We start from the raw sequence: 14,122 nt of genomic DNA, 5'->3' as shown, positions 1-14,122 counted from the left end.
TACGACGAAGCCCCGGTGCAGCGAACTGCAGCGGGGCTTGGCGTGGAGCTCTCTAGAAGCTGTAGTTGGCGGTCAGGATCGCGGCGCGGCCATCACCCGGGGTTGCCCAGCCGTTGTTGCGGATGCGCGTGAGGTAGTGCTTGTCGAACAGGTTGTTGACGTTCAGCCGCAGGTCGAGATTGCGGTTGACCTTGTAGCCGAGCATCGCGCGGTGGACGGTATACCCGGAGGCCGTCGGAGCATTGTCGGTGCTGGCCAGGTACTGCTTGCTCTGGGTGGTCAGACCGTAGCCGAGCTGCAGGTTGTACGGCAGATCGTAGGTCGTCCAGATGCTCGCGGCGTGCTTGGGGGTGAAGGTCAGCGGATTGCCTTTCTGGGCGTCGATGCCGGTGGTTTCCTGGGTGTAGTCGCTGACGCTCTGCAGCACTTCGGTGTCCAGGTAGGTGTAGTTGGCGAAGACTTTCCACTTCTCGGTGATCAAGCCCGATACGCCCAACGCGATGCCGTCGACGCGTGCCTGGCCATCGAGCGCCTGCTCGCCGGACAGGTTGCTCGGGTCGTTGCTGGCCACCTTGTAGTTGGTCCGATCGTTACGGAACACCGAGGCAGTCAGCGACAGCGCGTCCTGGAAGAAGTCCCACTTGGTGCCGATTTCGTAGCTGATGGATTTTTCCGGATCGGCGTCGCAGTTGTTGCTGGACGGGGTGGTGCCACGGCCGGCACTGAAGCAACCACCGTTTACCGAGGATTGCGACGGCGTCTTGGTGTTGCCGTAGGCCACGTAGATGCTGCCGTTTTCCGCCGGTTTGTAGACCAGGCCGAGGCGATAGGAGGTCAGGTCGTCGCTGTTGTGGTAGCGGGTGCCCGGCGTGACCGCACCGGTGGTGGCATTGATGGCGTCCGACTTCGAACTGCCCTCGTTGCGCTCGTAGCGCACGCCGCCGTTCAGCTCCCACTGCTCGTTGAACTTCAGCGTGTCGAAGGCGTAGGCCGCGCGGTTGTCCAGCTCGCCGTCGATCTTCGCGGTGCGGGTGAAGTTGATCGGGCCGCCCCAGTAGGATTCGGGATCGCTGATGCTGACGGGCGGAATCACGATTCCGGTCGAGCTGCCATCGGCGTTGCGCATCCAGTTGCCGGTTTTCGCGTCGTATTCCTCGCGGGTAAAGGCCACCCCGGTGACCAGAGTGTGGTCGATGAAGCCGGTGGAGAAGTTGCTGGTCACGTCCGTCTGGTTGGTGAAGATCCTGTTTTCGGTGTCTCGCGCGTTACCCAGCGAACCGCCGCTCGGCTGGAAGAAACCGGGCGCAAGCGTACCGGCGCAAGCGCCACCGGCAGGCGTCACGCCAGTGGCCAGACACGCCGTCGAAGCGCCTTCGGGGCCGGAAACCCAGGTTTCCTGACGAACGCGCGCCGCCCGACTGAAGTTGCGAATCGACACCGCGTCGTTGAAGTCGTGCTCGAGTTTCAGGCTGAGGGCGTCGGTGCTGATTTCCTGCTTGTTGGCGTTGCGATAGCCGTAGTAATTGTCCCAGTCGACGCCGGGTAGCAGCTTGCCGTTGTAGATGGGCACGCCGAACTGCGGGAGGTTGTCGTCTTTCTGGTGCTCGTAGCTGACCGTCACACGGGTGGGCGTGCCGAGTCCGAACGCGATGGACGGCGCGATGCCCCAGCGCTCGAAGTCCTCGTGGTCACGGCCGGGGGCGTCGTTGGCATGCGCCATCAGGTTCAGGCGGAACGCGGTGGTGTCGTTCAGGTGCTGGTTGGTATCGAGCGTGGCACGCGTGTAGTTGTCGGTGCCCAGCCCGCCGCTGAGGGTGGTGAAGTCACGCTGCTGAGGCGACTTGGTGACGATGTTGATCGTACCGCCCACCGAGCCCGAGCCGGAGTACACCGAGCTGGCGCCGTTGACGACTTCGATCTGTTCCAGGTTGAAGGGATCGGTGCGGCTGTACTGGGCGCTGTCGCGCACGCCATCGACCTGAATGTCGTTGTTCGCCGAGAAACCGCGCAGGTTGATGCTGTCGCCGTATCCGCCGCCGCCCTCGCCCGCGCCGAAGGTGATGCCCGGCACGGTGCTGAGGATGTCGCGCATGGTCAGCAGGTTCTGATCCTCGATGACCTGGTGGGGCACCACGGTGATCGTCTGCGGCGTATCGCGCAGCGGAGCGGTGTACTTGGGCGAGGAGACCTCGTCGACCTTGTAGTTCTGCTCCTGCTCCTGCTCGCCCACGGCAGTGGCGCTTTCCAGCGTGATCGCCTCGCCTTTCTTCGGCGCGTCAGCGGCGAACGCGTGGCCCCCCGACATGGCGGTGATGGCAACTCCGATCGCGGATGCGAGAACCCGCTGCGTTGAAACGTTGGCGTCGTTGGCGCTTTGAGACTTCATTGTCTACCCCCCCGTTGTTGAAGGGGCGCAATTTATTTCAGAGTTGAAACGTTTTCAATTGAAATTCTTTCCCATTTAGCAAAAAATCACATCTGCCTTCCGTTCGCGTCTGGAGCGCCATCAAAGCATGACGACATGCGGCTCCGCCTTACTCAATTTTCTGGATCGGCCACCATGCTGCTGCACATTCCCCAAGTCTTCACCCGTGACGAAGTCACCCGCATTCGCCAGGCACTGGAAGGCGCCCAATGGATCGACGGGCGTGTCACGGCCGGTTACCAGTCGGTGAAGGCGAAATCCAACGAACAGTTGGCCGAAGACGATCCGCTGGCCCGGGAAATCGCCGAGGCGATGCTGCAACGGCTCTGGCAGCACCCGCTGTTCTTCTCCGCGGCGCTGCCGAACAAGGCCTACCCGCCGATGTTCAACCGCTACCGCGACGGCGGCACCTTCGGTTTTCACATCGACAACGCCATTCGCAAGGTGCGCGGCAGCGCGGAACAGGTGCGCACCGACGTGTCCTCCACGCTGTTCTTCAGCGACCCCGACGAGTACGAGGGTGGCGAGCTGGTCATCGAGGACACCTACGGCGTGCGCCAGGTGAAGTTCGCCGCCGGCGACCTGGTGGTCTACCCCGGCACCAGCCGGCACAAGGTCATGCCGGTGACCCGCGGCACGCGCTACGCCTCGTTCTTCTGGACCCAGAGCATGATTCGCGAGGACAGCCAGCGCACCCTGCTGTTCGAGATGGACCAGGCGATCCAGGGGCTGACCGCGGACATGCCCGATCATCCGTCACTGCTGACCCTCACCGGCACCTACCACAACCTGCTGCGCCGCTGGGCCGAAGTATGAGTTCCGAGCAGAGCGAGCTGCGCCAGCGTGCGCGATTGCTGTTGCTGGCCGCCGGACGGGGCGACGCCGATGCGCAGGCCCATCTGGGACAGATCCTTCTCGATGGCAGCGGCATCGCCCGCGACCCGAAGCTGGCGCTGACGTGGTTCCGCATCGCCGCCGCGCAGAACAATCCGATGGCCCTGAACATGGTCGGCCGCTGCCTGGAAAACGGCTGGGGCTGCGATATCGACCTGGTCGAAGCGGCGCGGCACTTCCAGCGGGCCGCCGCGCTCGGCCTGGACTGGGGCCTCTACAACTACGCGCAGCTGTTGACCCGTGGCCGTGGCGTTGCGCAGGACATGGCGCAGGCCTTCCGTCTGTTCGTCCAGGCGGCGGAGATGGGCCACGCGAAGTCGATGAACCTGCTCGGGCGCTTCTACGCCGAGGGCGTGGTGGTGCCGGCCGACCAGGCCAAGGCGCGCGAACTCTACGAGCGCGCCGCCCTGGGCGGCGATTTCCGCGGCCAGTACAACCACGCCGCCGCCCTGGCCGAGGAAGGCCGGCTGGATGAAGCCATCGCCTGGCTGCGCAAGGCGTTGACCACGGCCACGCCAGGGTTCATCGAGAGCGCGAGGCAAGTCCTCCTCAACTCGACGCTGCCGGGCATCCGCGAAGTTGCCGGGGAATACCAGGCCATGCAGCGGCAGATGGAAAACGCCTGAAACCGCGTGGTTACGCAACGCCGCCTGCCTGGGGACCGGCGGTGCGCGCGGCGCACCCTACGCCGGATGAGCGGCTTCCGTAGGGTGCGCCATGCGCACCGCACCCACGGCCAACAAAAAGCCCCGCCAAGGCGGGGCTTTCGAGCGAGCGTCAGCGCCTTACAGGTAGAACGCCTTCAGCGGCGGGAAGCCGTTGAATTCCACCGCGCTGTAGCTGGTGGTGTAGGCGCCGGTGGACAGCCAGTAGAGGCGATCGCCAATCGCCAGGTTCAACGGCAGGCCGTACTTGTAGTGTTCGTACATGATGTCCGCGCTGTCGCAGGTCGGGCCGGCGATCACCACTTCTTCCATCTCGCCCTTCTTCTCGGTCCAGATCGGGAACTTGATGGCTTCGTCCATGGTTTCGATCAGGCCGCTGAACTTGCCCACGTCGGTGTACACCCAGCGCTCCACGGCGGTGCGCGACTTGCGCGCCACCAGCACCACTTCGCTGACCAGGATGCCGGCGTTGGCGATCAGCGAACGGCCCGGCTCGAGGATGATTTCCGGCAGGTCGTCGCCGAAGTCGTCCTTGAGGAAACGGATGATTTCCTCGGCGTAGGTTTCCAGGCTGTTGGTGCGGGTGATGTAGTTGGCCGGGAAGCCGCCGCCCATGTTGATCATCTGCAGGGTGATGCCGTCTTCTTCCTTAAGACGCTCGAAGATCACCTTGACCTTGGCGATGGCGGCGTCCCACACGTCGATGTCGCGCTGCTGCGAACCGACATGGAAGGAGATGCCGTAGGGCACCAGGCCGAGCTGCTTGGCGAGGATCAGCAGGTCCATGGCCATGTCGGTCTGGCAGCCGAACTTGCGCGACAGCGGCCAGTCGGCCGAGGTCGAGCCTTCGGTGAGGATGCGCACGTAGATCTTCGAGCCCGGCGCGGCCTTGGCGATGTTGCGCAGGTCGGCCTCGGAATCGGTGGCGAACAGGCGCACGCCCTTCTCGTAGAAGTAGCGCACGTCGCGGGCTTTCTTGATGGTGTTGCCGTAGCTGACGCGGTCCGGCGAGACGCCGGTGGCCATCACCTTGTCCAGCTCGTAGATCGAGGCGATGTCGAAGTTCGAGCCCTTGTCGCGCAGCAGCTCGATGATCTCCACGGCCGGGTTGGCCTTGACGGCGTAGTAGACCTTGGCGAATTCGAAACCGGCGCGCAGGTCGTCGTAGGCCTTGCTGATGATCGCGGTGTCGATCACCACGAACGGGGTTTCCTGGCCGTCGGCGAACGCCTTCATCTTGTTGAAGGTTTCGCGCGGGTAATAGTCTTCGATCTGGATCGGCATGCGGAACTCCACTGGCAGAGCAACAAAAGTACGAAGGGATGGCTTCCTTAGAAGCCCGAACGCCTAATCCGTTTCCCCACTTTGGTTCGCCTACTTCCCAAGGCATGTCGCCGAGTATCGTTGGCCGGTGTTATCGGCCTGCAATCTCTCGTCGTCAGTACTTGAGCCGCATGGATCGTTTCCAGCATGGACGTTCGGGCGCGAACTTTAAGACCACGACCGGGGGAGATCAATCGGAAATTGCCCGTTTAAGAGCCCCGGCGGCAAACGTGTTTTATTCCGCACGCAACGCCCCGAAATGCTGCACGGCGCGGGACGAGACCGTGCGGCGGCGCCTGCACCGAAACGGCTCACGCGCCACGCCCGCCGATGCCGCCACGGGGCTCGCCAGGGCCCGGCGAACGCGGTGTGAGCCTGGCGCCGCAGGCCAGCGGGCTCTGGCATGCTCGCTGCTTGGGGATTGCGCCGACGTTCGTCGGCCCCAAGCCGCCTCCTGGAGATGCTCGTGGAAAGACCCTCCGTACGCCCCGGCAGTGCGCCAGCGGAACAGGACGCCCTGAACAACACGATGAACCAGATCAAGAAGCTGGTCACCGATCTCGAAGACAACGCCAACAAGATCAACAGCATCGTCAACGTCATCCGCGACGTCGCCAAGCACACCAACCTGCTGGCGCTCAACGCAGCCATCGAGGCGGCGCGCGCCGGCGACGCCGGACGCGGTTTCGCCGTGGTCGCCGACGAGGTGCGCGCCCTGGCCTCGCGGACCACCAGCGCCACCAGCGACATCGCGCTGATGGTCAAGGCCATCAGCGACGAAACCGGCAACGCCGTTAAGGGCGTGGAGAAGGCCGAGCGCGAGTCGCTGCTGGAAACCGCGCAACTGCTGGCGGCGCAGGAAGCGGCGCGACTGGAGACGCGCTTCGCCGGTCTGAAGGCGACCCTGTACGGCCTCAAGCATTTCATCGAAAGCCTGAAGAACGCCCGCCAGGGCCCTGAGCGTCAGGCGATCAACACGGTGATGGCCGCCTACCTGCGCGCCGACAGGGACGTGCTCGCCTATTCCTGCTGCATCGAGCCCGGCGCCCTCGACGGCCGCGACGCCGAGTTCGCCAACACCCCGGGGCATGACGCCAGCGGCCGCTTCATCCCCTACTGGAACCGTGGCCAGGGCAGCGTCGGCCTGGAACCGCTGGCCGACTACGACAGTGCCGGGCTCAACGACTGGTACGAGCTGCCGCGGCGCACCGGCCAGGACGTGATGATGGAGCCCTACGATTACCGGGTGAACGGCCGCACGGTACGCATGACCTCGCTGATGGTGGTGCTCAAGTTCAGCGAGCGTTTCGCCGGAACCCTCGGCGCGGACTTCTCCCTCGATGCGCTGCAGCAGGACCTGTCGCAGCGCAAACCGCTTGGCGTGGGCTTCCTCGCGCTGCTCTCCAACGCGGCGTCCTACGTCACCCACCCGGACGCCGCCCGCCTCGGCAAGTCGGCCGACGACCTGAGCGCCGAGGCGCGCCAGGCGGTGAAGAGCGGCAAGCCGTACGTCTATCTGGAAGGCAACGACCGCGTGCGCCTGTTCGCCCCGGTCGCCACCGGCGTCGAGCGCATGCCCTGGTCGCTGATGATCGGTTTCAGCCTGGCGGCGGCGCTAGAGGCGCAGTAGCCGCCCTGGCAGTCGCACCAGGATGTTCGTCGCGGCCGGCGACAACCGGGGGGCGCGCTCCTGTATACTTCGCGCCCTCTTTTATCGCTCCGCACCCAGGTTCTTGCATGACCACCCAGGCCGCCGAAGTCGCCAAACGCCGCACGTTCGCCATCATTTCCCACCCGGACGCCGGCAAGACCACCATTACCGAGAAGCTCCTGCTGATGGGCAAGGCCATCGCCGTGGCCGGCACCGTGAAATCGCGCAAGTCCGACCGCCACGCGACCTCCGACTGGATGGAAATGGAGAAGCAGCGCGGCATCTCCATCACCACCTCGGTGATGCAGTTCCCCTACCGCGAACACATGATCAACCTGCTCGACACCCCCGGCCACGAGGACTTCTCCGAAGACACCTACCGCACCCTGACCGCGGTGGATTCGGCGCTGATGGTGCTCGACGGCGGTAAAGGCGTCGAACCGCGGACCATTGCCCTGATGGACGTCTGCCGCCTGCGCGACACGCCCATCGTCAGCTTCGTCAACAAGCTCGACCGCGACATCCGCGACCCCATCGAGCTGCTCGACGAGATCGAGGCGGTCCTCAAGATCAAGGCCGCGCCGATCACCTGGCCAATCGGTTCGTACCGCGACTTCAAAGGGGTCTACCACCTCTCCGAAGACCGCATCATCGTCTACACGCCGGGCCACGGGCACGAGCGCACCGAAACCAAGGTGATCGAGCAGCTGGATTCGGCCGAGGCCCGCGCACACCTGGGCGACGAGTACGAGCGCTTCGTCGAACAGCTGGAGCTGGTGCAGGGCGCCTGCCACGAATTCGACCAGCAGGAATTCCTCGACGGCCAGCTGACCCCGGTGTTCTTCGGCACCGCGCTGGGCAACTTCGGCGTCGACCAGGTGCTCGACGCGGTGGTCGACTGGGCTCCGCGCCCACTGCCGCGCGCCGCCCACGAGCGCGTGGTGCAGCCGACCGAGGAAAAATTCAGCGGCTTCGTGTTCAAGATCCAGGCGAACATGGACCCGAAACACCGCGACCGCATCGCCTTCATGCGCATCTGCTCGGGCAAGTACGAGCAGGGCATGAAGCTGCGCCACGTGCGCACGAAGAAGGACCTGAAGATCGCCGATGCGCTGACCTTCTTCTCCTCCGAGCGCGAGATGCTCGAAGAAGCCTACGCCGGCGACATCATCGGCCTGCACAACCACGGCACCATCCAGATCGGCGACACCTTCAGCGAAGGCGAAGCGCTGGGCTTCACCGGCATCCCGCACTTCGCCCCGGAACTGTTCCGCCGCGTGCGCCTGAAGGACCCGCTGAAATCCAAGCAATTGCGCCAGGGCCTGCAGGAACTCGCCGAAGAAGGCGCCACCCAGGTGTTCTTCCCCGAGCGCAGCAACGACATCATCCTCGGCGCGGTCGGCGTGCTGCAGTTCGACGTGGTCGCCAGCCGTCTCAAGGGTGAATACAAGGTCGAGTGCGCCTACGAGGCGATCAACGTCTGGTCGGCACGCTGGATCGAGTGCGACGACAAGAAGAAGCTCGAGGACTTCAAGGTCAAGGCCTTCGAGAACATCGCCATCGACGGCGGCGGCCACCTCACCTACCTGGCGCCGACCCGCGTCAACCTCAGCCTGATGGAGGAGCGCTGGCCGGAAATCCGCTTCCGCGCCACCCGCGAGCATCACTGAAACCCGCCAAGCATCCCCGCGTGCGCCCACGCGGGGATCGCCTCTCCAGCGGCGTCCCTCGTCGCGCCCAGCCTCCGGCTGACCTGCGTCAATCACGTCACGCTTGAATCCCGGCCGTTCGACCTCATCTAAGCTGCATCCCGCAGGCTTTCGTTCGAGGTGCAGTTCGTCGCACCGGCCTGCGCCAACCGAGGTGATTCCATGCGTATCGATCGTTTGACCAGCAAGCTGCAACTTGCCCTTTCCGACGCCCAGTCCATCGCTGTCGGCCTCGACCATCCGGCCATCGAGCCCTTGCACCTGATGCAGGCGCTGCTCGACCAGCAGGGCGGCTCGATCAAGCCGCTGCTGCGCCAGGTCGGTTTCGACACCAACGCCTTCAAGCAGGCGATGACCAAGGAACTGGATCAGCTGCCGAAAATCCAGAACCCCACCGGCGACGTCAACCTGTCCCAGGACCTGGCGCGCCTGCTCAACCAGGCCGATCGCCTCGCCCAGCAGAAGGGCGACCAGTTCATCTCCAGCGAGCTGGTGCTGCTCGCGGCGATGGACGACAACACCCGCCTGGGCAAGCTGCTGCTCGGCCAGGGCGTGTCGAAGAAGGCCCTCGAGAATGCGGTGAACAACCTGCGCGGTGGCGAGGCGGTGAATGACCCCAACGCCGAGGAATCGCGCCAGGCGCTGGACAAGTACACCGTTGACCTGACCAAGCGCGCCGAGGAAGGCAAGCTCGACCCGGTGATCGGCCGTGACGACGAAATCCGCCGGACCATCCAGGTCCTGCAGCGGCGCACCAAGAACAACCCGGTGCTGATCGGTGAGCCCGGCGTCGGCAAGACCGCCATCGCCGAAGGGCTGGCCCAGCGCATCGTCAACGGCGAAGTGCCGGACGGGCTGAAGGACAAACGCCTGCTGTCGCTGGACATGGGCTCGCTGATCGCCGGCGCCAAGTTCCGCGGCGAGTTCGAGGAGCGCCTGAAGTCGCTGCTCAACGAGCTGTCGAAGCAGGAAGGCCGGGTGATCCTGTTCATCGACGAACTGCACACCATGGTCGGCGCCGGCAAGGCGGATGGCGCCATGGACGCCGGCAACATGCTCAAGCCGGCACTCGCACGCGGCGAGCTGCACTGCGTCGGCGCCACCACGCTGGACGAGTACCGTCAGTACATCGAGAAGGATGCGGCGCTCGAGCGGCGTTTCCAGAAGGTCCAGGTGGACGAGCCCAGCGAGGAAGACACCATCGCCATCCTGCGTGGCCTCAAGGAGCGCTACGAGGTGCACCACGGGGTGACCATCAGCGACGGCGCGATCATCGCCGCGGCCAAGCTGAGCCACCGCTATATCACCGACCGCCAGTTGCCGGACAAGGCCATCGACCTGATCGACGAAGCGGCCAGCCGCATCCGCATGGAGATCGACTCCAAGCCCGAGGCGCTGGACAAGCTCGAGCGCCGATTGATTCAGTTGAAGATCGAACGTGAGGCGCTGAAGAAAGAAGACGATGACGCTGCGCTCAAACGCTTGGAAAAGCTCAAGGAAGACATCAATCGCCTTGAGCGGGAGTACGCCGACCTCGAGGAAGTCTGGAAGTCGGAGAAGGCCGAGGTGCAAGGCTCCGCGCAGATCCAGCAGAAAATCGAGCAGGCCAAGGCTGATCTGGAGGCCGCGCGACGCAAATCCGACCTGCAACGCATGGCGGAACTGCAATACGGCGTGATTCCCGATCTGGAACGCAGCCAGCAGATGGCCGACCAGCACGGCAAATCGGAAAACCAGCTGCTGCGCAACAAGGTCACCGAGGAGGAAATCGCCGAAGTGGTTTCCAAGTGGACCGGCATCCCGGTGAGCAAGATGCTCGAAGGCGAGCGCGACAAGCTGCTGCGCATGGAAGACATGCTGCACACCCGCGTGATTGGCCAGCACGAAGCCGTGGTGGCCGTGGCGAACGCGGTGCGTCGCTCGCGCGCCGGCCTCGCCGATCCGAACCGGCCGAGCGGCTCGTTCCTCTTCCTCGGCCCGACCGGGGTCGGCAAGACCGAGCTGTGCAAGGCGCTGGCGGAGTTCCTCTTCGACACCGAGGACGCCATGGTGCGCATCGACATGTCCGAGTTCATGGAGAAACACTCCGTGGCACGCCTGATCGGCGCGCCTCCGGGCTACGTCGGCTACGAGGAAGGCGGCTACCTGACCGAGGCGGTGCGGCGCAAACCCTACTCCGTGCTGCTGCTCGACGAAGTCGAGAAGGCCCATCCGGACGTCTTCAACATCCTCCTGCAGGTGCTCGAGGACGGCCGCCTGACCGACAGCCACGGGCGCACGGTGGATTTCCGCAACACGGTGATCGTGATGACCTCGAACCTCGGTTCGGCGCAGATCCAGGAACTGGTCGGCGACCGCGAGGCGCAGCGCGCGGCGGTGATGGACGCGGTGGGCAACCACTTCCGTCCGGAATTCGTCAACCGCATCGACGAGGTGGTGGTGTTCGAGCCGCTGGGCCGCGAGCAGATCGCCGGCATCGCCGACATCCAGCTGGGCCGGCTGCGCCAGCGCCTGGCCGAGCGCGACCTGACCTTCGAGCTCACCGACGAGGCGCTGGACAAGCTGGTGTCGGTCGGTTACGACCCAGTCTACGGCGCACGTCCGCTGAAACGCGCGATCCAGCGCTGGATCGAGAACCCGCTGGCGCAGCAGATCCTTGCCGGCAAGTTCGCACCGGGCGATACCGTCAAGGCGCGCGTGGAAAACGACGAGATCGTCTTTATCTAATCGGACACAGGCCGTACGAAACCTCTCTTCCGCCTGCCGGGAGGGAGGTTTTTTTCGCTCAGAGCGCCTGCAGCAGAAGCTCCAGCCGAGCCGCCTGGTCCTCGGCCATGTCGATGATGTGGAACCCCGCCCAGCCGTGGTGTTCGTCGGTGCCCGGCCGGGCCCACAGGCAGTCGGCGCCGAAGCTCACCTCGCGGACCTCGCCGCTGGCCGCCGTCAGCCGGCACTCCCAGACGGAATCGACGGACAGCAGCTGTTCGGTGACAAGCATGAAGCCATCGCGGGACAGGTCGACGATGCGTCCCAGGCGCTGGCCGCCGTGACGGTCGAAGACTTCCAGGGTGAGTGTGGGGCGGTATCGATCGTACTGGCGACGCTCGCTATCCATGGTCGTTTCCTGGGTGGGTGGAGCGTCCGCTGACACGCTGCAGGGCGCGATAGATCGCGTTCATCGCGCGATCCACCAGGGGCAGGCTGCGTTCCTCGATGACGATGCGCGCCAGGCCGCGGTCCATCTCCTCGGCGAGGTCTTCCAGCAGGCGAGTCGCGGCGCGCTGGCCCAACTGGTCGACGAACATGTAGTTGTTCGTCGTCGGGCTGAACCAGGACAGCTTGAGCCGGCGCCGCTGCGTGCCCTCGACGAAGTCGAACCAGGTGCCGAACTCCAGCGTTTGCAACTGGCGGATCAGCGCTTCCAGTCGCGGCGTGCGCGGCGGCCTGGCTGCGCGGCGGTCCGCCAGCAACACCGCGTCCTCGCCGAGCATGTTCGCCAGCGGGCTTTCGATCAGCGACGGCGCGAGAGGCTCCACCCGTTCGGGGCGCTTGGCCTGCACGGCGTCCTGGCTGGCGACGATGTCCCGCAACAGCCGGGCGATGCCGTCCTCGTGATAGCCGCCGAGCAATTCGAGGCCCTTGCGCACCTCGTCGAGCATGCCGGCGCGCACGCGGTGCAATTCTTCGATGCCGTCGGCGTCCTGCGGCCTGCCGCTCCAGGCCAGTTGCTCGGCCAGTTCCAGCGAGCGGTTCCATTCGGCGCTGCCCTCGCCATGCCGAAGCTGGACGAACACCAGCACGTCGGTCCAGGTCAGCTCGAGGAAATCCTGGAGGATCTTCGGCAGGCTCGGCCCGCGCAGCGCCTCGGCGATCGCGGCGCCGGCCCTCTGCCGCGCATCGAGCAGGCGGTCACGGCCCTTGGCCGCCTCGATGGAGCGCTTTTCACGCAGTTCGACGCGGTGCCTGAGGGTAGCGACGAACTCGTTGAACTCGTCCAGCAGCGTTTCGAACAGCGCCAGATCGCCGGTGAAGCCCTGGATCACCCGCTCAACCACCCACTGGATCTTCGCCAGCAGTTCGCGCTCCTCGCCCTCGGCGTCGTACAGCCCCCCGGCGCGCGCCATGGCATTGAGCAGCAAACGGGCCGGGTGGTTGTACTGGGTGAAGAGCGCCTTGTCCTGCATCGCCACCCGCAGATAGGGCGTATGCAGGTGCGATAGCGCGGTCTTGCAGGTATCCGGCAAGTCGGCGTCATCGAGGATGAAGTCGAAGAGCATGCCGACCAGATCGATCACGTCGGCTTCCTGGTCGGAAATCCGCCGCGGGTCCGCCGCAGCGCCGCGCGACTCGAGCTGACGGTGCAGGTCGGCTTTCACGCCGTCGACCTGCTGCGGCCGCTGCATGCGCCGGGCGAAATCCTCGGCGGCCTGCTTCTGCAACTGGTTCAGCGCCTCCAGCAGTTCGCGCGCCTCGAAGGTGCGCGTGGCGGTGGGCGGCGCGTAACTGGCGATGCTGCGCCTGCCGCCGAGCAGGGTCGTGCCCTCACGCTTGCGTAGCGCGATGAACAGCCGGGTGAGCCCGTCGAACAGCCGCTCGGCCTGCTCGGCCGATGGATCGTGGCCCTCGGAATAGCCCGAGCGGGCATCCGGCGAGCTGGCGAAGGAAGGCGCGCCGGAGGCGGGCACGGCGCGCGTGGCCTCGACCCGCGGCTGCGCCTGGTACGTCATGTTGGGCAGGATGCCGGCCTCGATCAGTTCGCGATTGAGCGCCTCGTAGAGACCGTCGAGGTTCTGCATGAGGTGCCGGTCGAAGAGCATGTAGAGGATGATCCGTATCCGCAGCGGCAACGGCGTCGGCTGCAAGGCCTCGCGGAACGCCTGGGCGATCGCGTGCGGGCCGAAGGGGTTGCCGTCCTCGTCGAGCTTCTGGCCGTTGTTCAGCAGGGCCAGGCGACGATCCAGCGCGAACAGGCTCTGCGCGCAGCGGGCCTTCACCCGGCTGACCATGTTGATGATCTGCAGGGTCTCCTCGTAATCCTCGTTCTGCACCAGACGCAGGTCGTCGGCCTCGAGCGCGTCGTCGTTCGTGGCGGACGGTTTTCCCTGGAGGAAATCGGAGAACTGCCGGGCGATCTGCTGGTGATAGGTCCGCTCGATCAGCGGCCGCAACCGGCGGATGTCGCGCATGCTGTCGAAGAACAGCGTCTGGACCTGATTGTTCTCGGCCTTCTCGGCGCACTCGAAGAGGGTGTCGTCGACCTGCCCGAAGGTGGCGGTGAGGTGTTCGGCGAGGGCGTTCATCACCCGTTTGCGGCAGCGCTGCACCAGTTCACTGAAACGCGGCTGGATGACGCGGCTGGCGAGCGTGCCGTGGGTGGAGGGAGGCAGGGGTGAGTCGCGTTCGTCCATCATCAAGTTGCCGGTGCTCGACTGACGAGCGCACTCCACACGGTGAT

Annotated in this window: 9 protein-coding genes; 5 read left to right on the top strand and 4 right to left on the bottom strand. The window is 65.2% G+C overall.

Translation table 11 applies throughout. The features are described 5' to 3' along the window. Positions 1 to 52: 52 nt before the first annotated feature. Entirely contained in the window at positions 53 to 2,305 is a 2,253-nt protein-coding gene (locus BLV15_RS08035; protein WP_245728150.1) for a TonB-dependent receptor, read from the bottom strand. A gap of 255 nt (positions 2,306 to 2,560) precedes the next feature. On the opposite strand from BLV15_RS08035, the gene BLV15_RS08030 reads away from it, so the two are divergent. Both BLV15_RS08030 and BLV15_RS08025 read left to right on the top strand, forming a co-directional pair. Next, the gene (locus tag BLV15_RS08030) at positions 2,561 to 3,241 is read left to right on the top strand and encodes a Fe2+-dependent dioxygenase (protein ID WP_090226361.1); all 681 of its coding nucleotides are present in this window, start codon (positions 2,561 to 2,563) and stop codon (positions 3,239 to 3,241) included. After that, the gene (locus BLV15_RS08025) at positions 3,238 to 3,945 is read left to right on the top strand and encodes a tetratricopeptide repeat protein (RefSeq protein ID WP_090226358.1); all 708 of its coding nucleotides are present in this window, start codon (positions 3,238 to 3,240) and stop codon (positions 3,943 to 3,945) included. The genes BLV15_RS08030 and BLV15_RS08025 overlap by 4 nt, the downstream gene beginning before the upstream one ends. Before the next feature lie 159 nt (positions 3,946 to 4,104). Here the strand turns inward: BLV15_RS08025 and BLV15_RS08020 are convergent, their stop codons facing one another. Beyond that, the gene (locus tag BLV15_RS08020; RefSeq protein WP_090226355.1) at positions 4,105 to 5,268 is read right to left on the bottom strand and encodes a type III PLP-dependent enzyme; all 1,164 of its coding nucleotides are present in this window, start codon (positions 5,266 to 5,268) and stop codon (positions 4,105 to 4,107) included. 442 nt (positions 5,269 to 5,710) lie between these two features. Here BLV15_RS08020 and BLV15_RS22490 point away from each other — a divergent pair, with 442 nt between their 5' ends. The 3 genes from BLV15_RS22490 to clpB all read left to right on the top strand — a co-directional run bounded on the left by BLV15_RS22490 (position 5,711) and on the right by clpB (position 11,394). Then, positions 5,711 to 6,937, top strand: a complete 1,227-nt coding sequence (locus BLV15_RS22490) for a methyl-accepting chemotaxis protein (protein ID WP_090226352.1) — start codon at positions 5,711 to 5,713, stop codon at positions 6,935 to 6,937. Between the two features lie 107 nt (positions 6,938 to 7,044). Next, complete coding sequence (locus tag BLV15_RS08010; protein WP_090226349.1) at positions 7,045 to 8,628, top strand: peptide chain release factor 3; 1,584 nt, start codon at positions 7,045 to 7,047, stop codon at positions 8,626 to 8,628. Positions 8,629 to 8,829: 201 nt separating this feature from the next. After that, positions 8,830 to 11,394, top strand: coding sequence for an ATP-dependent chaperone ClpB (clpB, locus tag BLV15_RS08005; RefSeq protein WP_090226346.1), 2,565 nt, complete (start codon positions 8,830 to 8,832; stop codon positions 11,392 to 11,394). Positions 11,395 to 11,452: 58 nt separating this feature from the next. Here clpB and BLV15_RS08000 read toward each other — a convergent pair whose 3' ends face one another. Together BLV15_RS08000 and BLV15_RS07995 are read right to left on the bottom strand one after the other, a co-directional pair. Further along, positions 11,453 to 11,782, bottom strand: coding sequence for a PilZ domain-containing protein (locus tag BLV15_RS08000; RefSeq protein ID WP_090226343.1), 330 nt, complete (start codon positions 11,780 to 11,782; stop codon positions 11,453 to 11,455). Further along, complete coding sequence (locus BLV15_RS07995; RefSeq protein WP_090227418.1) at positions 11,775 to 14,075, bottom strand: DUF1631 domain-containing protein; 2,301 nt, start codon at positions 14,073 to 14,075, stop codon at positions 11,775 to 11,777. Before BLV15_RS07995 ends, BLV15_RS08000 begins: the two co-directional genes overlap by 8 nt. Positions 14,076 to 14,122 lie beyond the last annotated feature (47 nt).

It is taken from the genome of Pseudomonas kuykendallii (genome assembly GCF_900106975.1).
Taxonomy (GTDB): Bacteria; Pseudomonadota; Gammaproteobacteria; order Pseudomonadales; family Pseudomonadaceae; genus Pseudomonas_O; species Pseudomonas_O kuykendallii.
Note: the sequence above shows the minus strand (reverse complement) of the source record. Positions and strands in the feature narration are given on the sequence as shown.

Excerpts from the sequence above, each read along its gene's own strand:
- BLV15_RS08035 (WP_245728150.1), bottom strand. The coding sequence starts at position 2,305 with ATGTCGGGGGGCCACGCGTTCGCCGCTGACGCGCCGAAGAAAGGCGAG.
- BLV15_RS08030 (WP_090226361.1), top strand. The coding sequence starts at position 2,561 with ATGCTGCTGCACATTCCCCAAGTCTTCACCCGTGACGAAGTCACCCGC.
- BLV15_RS08025 (WP_090226358.1), top strand. The coding sequence starts at position 3,238 with ATGAGTTCCGAGCAGAGCGAGCTGCGCCAGCGTGCGCGATTGCTGTTG.
- BLV15_RS08020 (WP_090226355.1), bottom strand. The coding sequence starts at position 5,268 with ATGCCGATCCAGATCGAAGACTATTACCCGCGCGAAACCTTCAACAAG.
- BLV15_RS22490 (WP_090226352.1), top strand. The coding sequence starts at position 5,711 with ATGCTCGCTGCTTGGGGATTGCGCCGACGTTCGTCGGCCCCAAGCCGC.
- BLV15_RS08010 (WP_090226349.1), top strand. The coding sequence starts at position 7,045 with ATGACCACCCAGGCCGCCGAAGTCGCCAAACGCCGCACGTTCGCCATC.
- clpB (WP_090226346.1), top strand. The coding sequence starts at position 8,830 with ATGCGTATCGATCGTTTGACCAGCAAGCTGCAACTTGCCCTTTCCGAC.
- BLV15_RS08000 (WP_090226343.1), bottom strand. The coding sequence starts at position 11,782 with ATGGATAGCGAGCGTCGCCAGTACGATCGATACCGCCCCACACTCACC.
- BLV15_RS07995 (WP_090227418.1), bottom strand. The coding sequence starts at position 14,075 with ATGGACGAACGCGACTCACCCCTGCCTCCCTCCACCCACGGCACGCTC.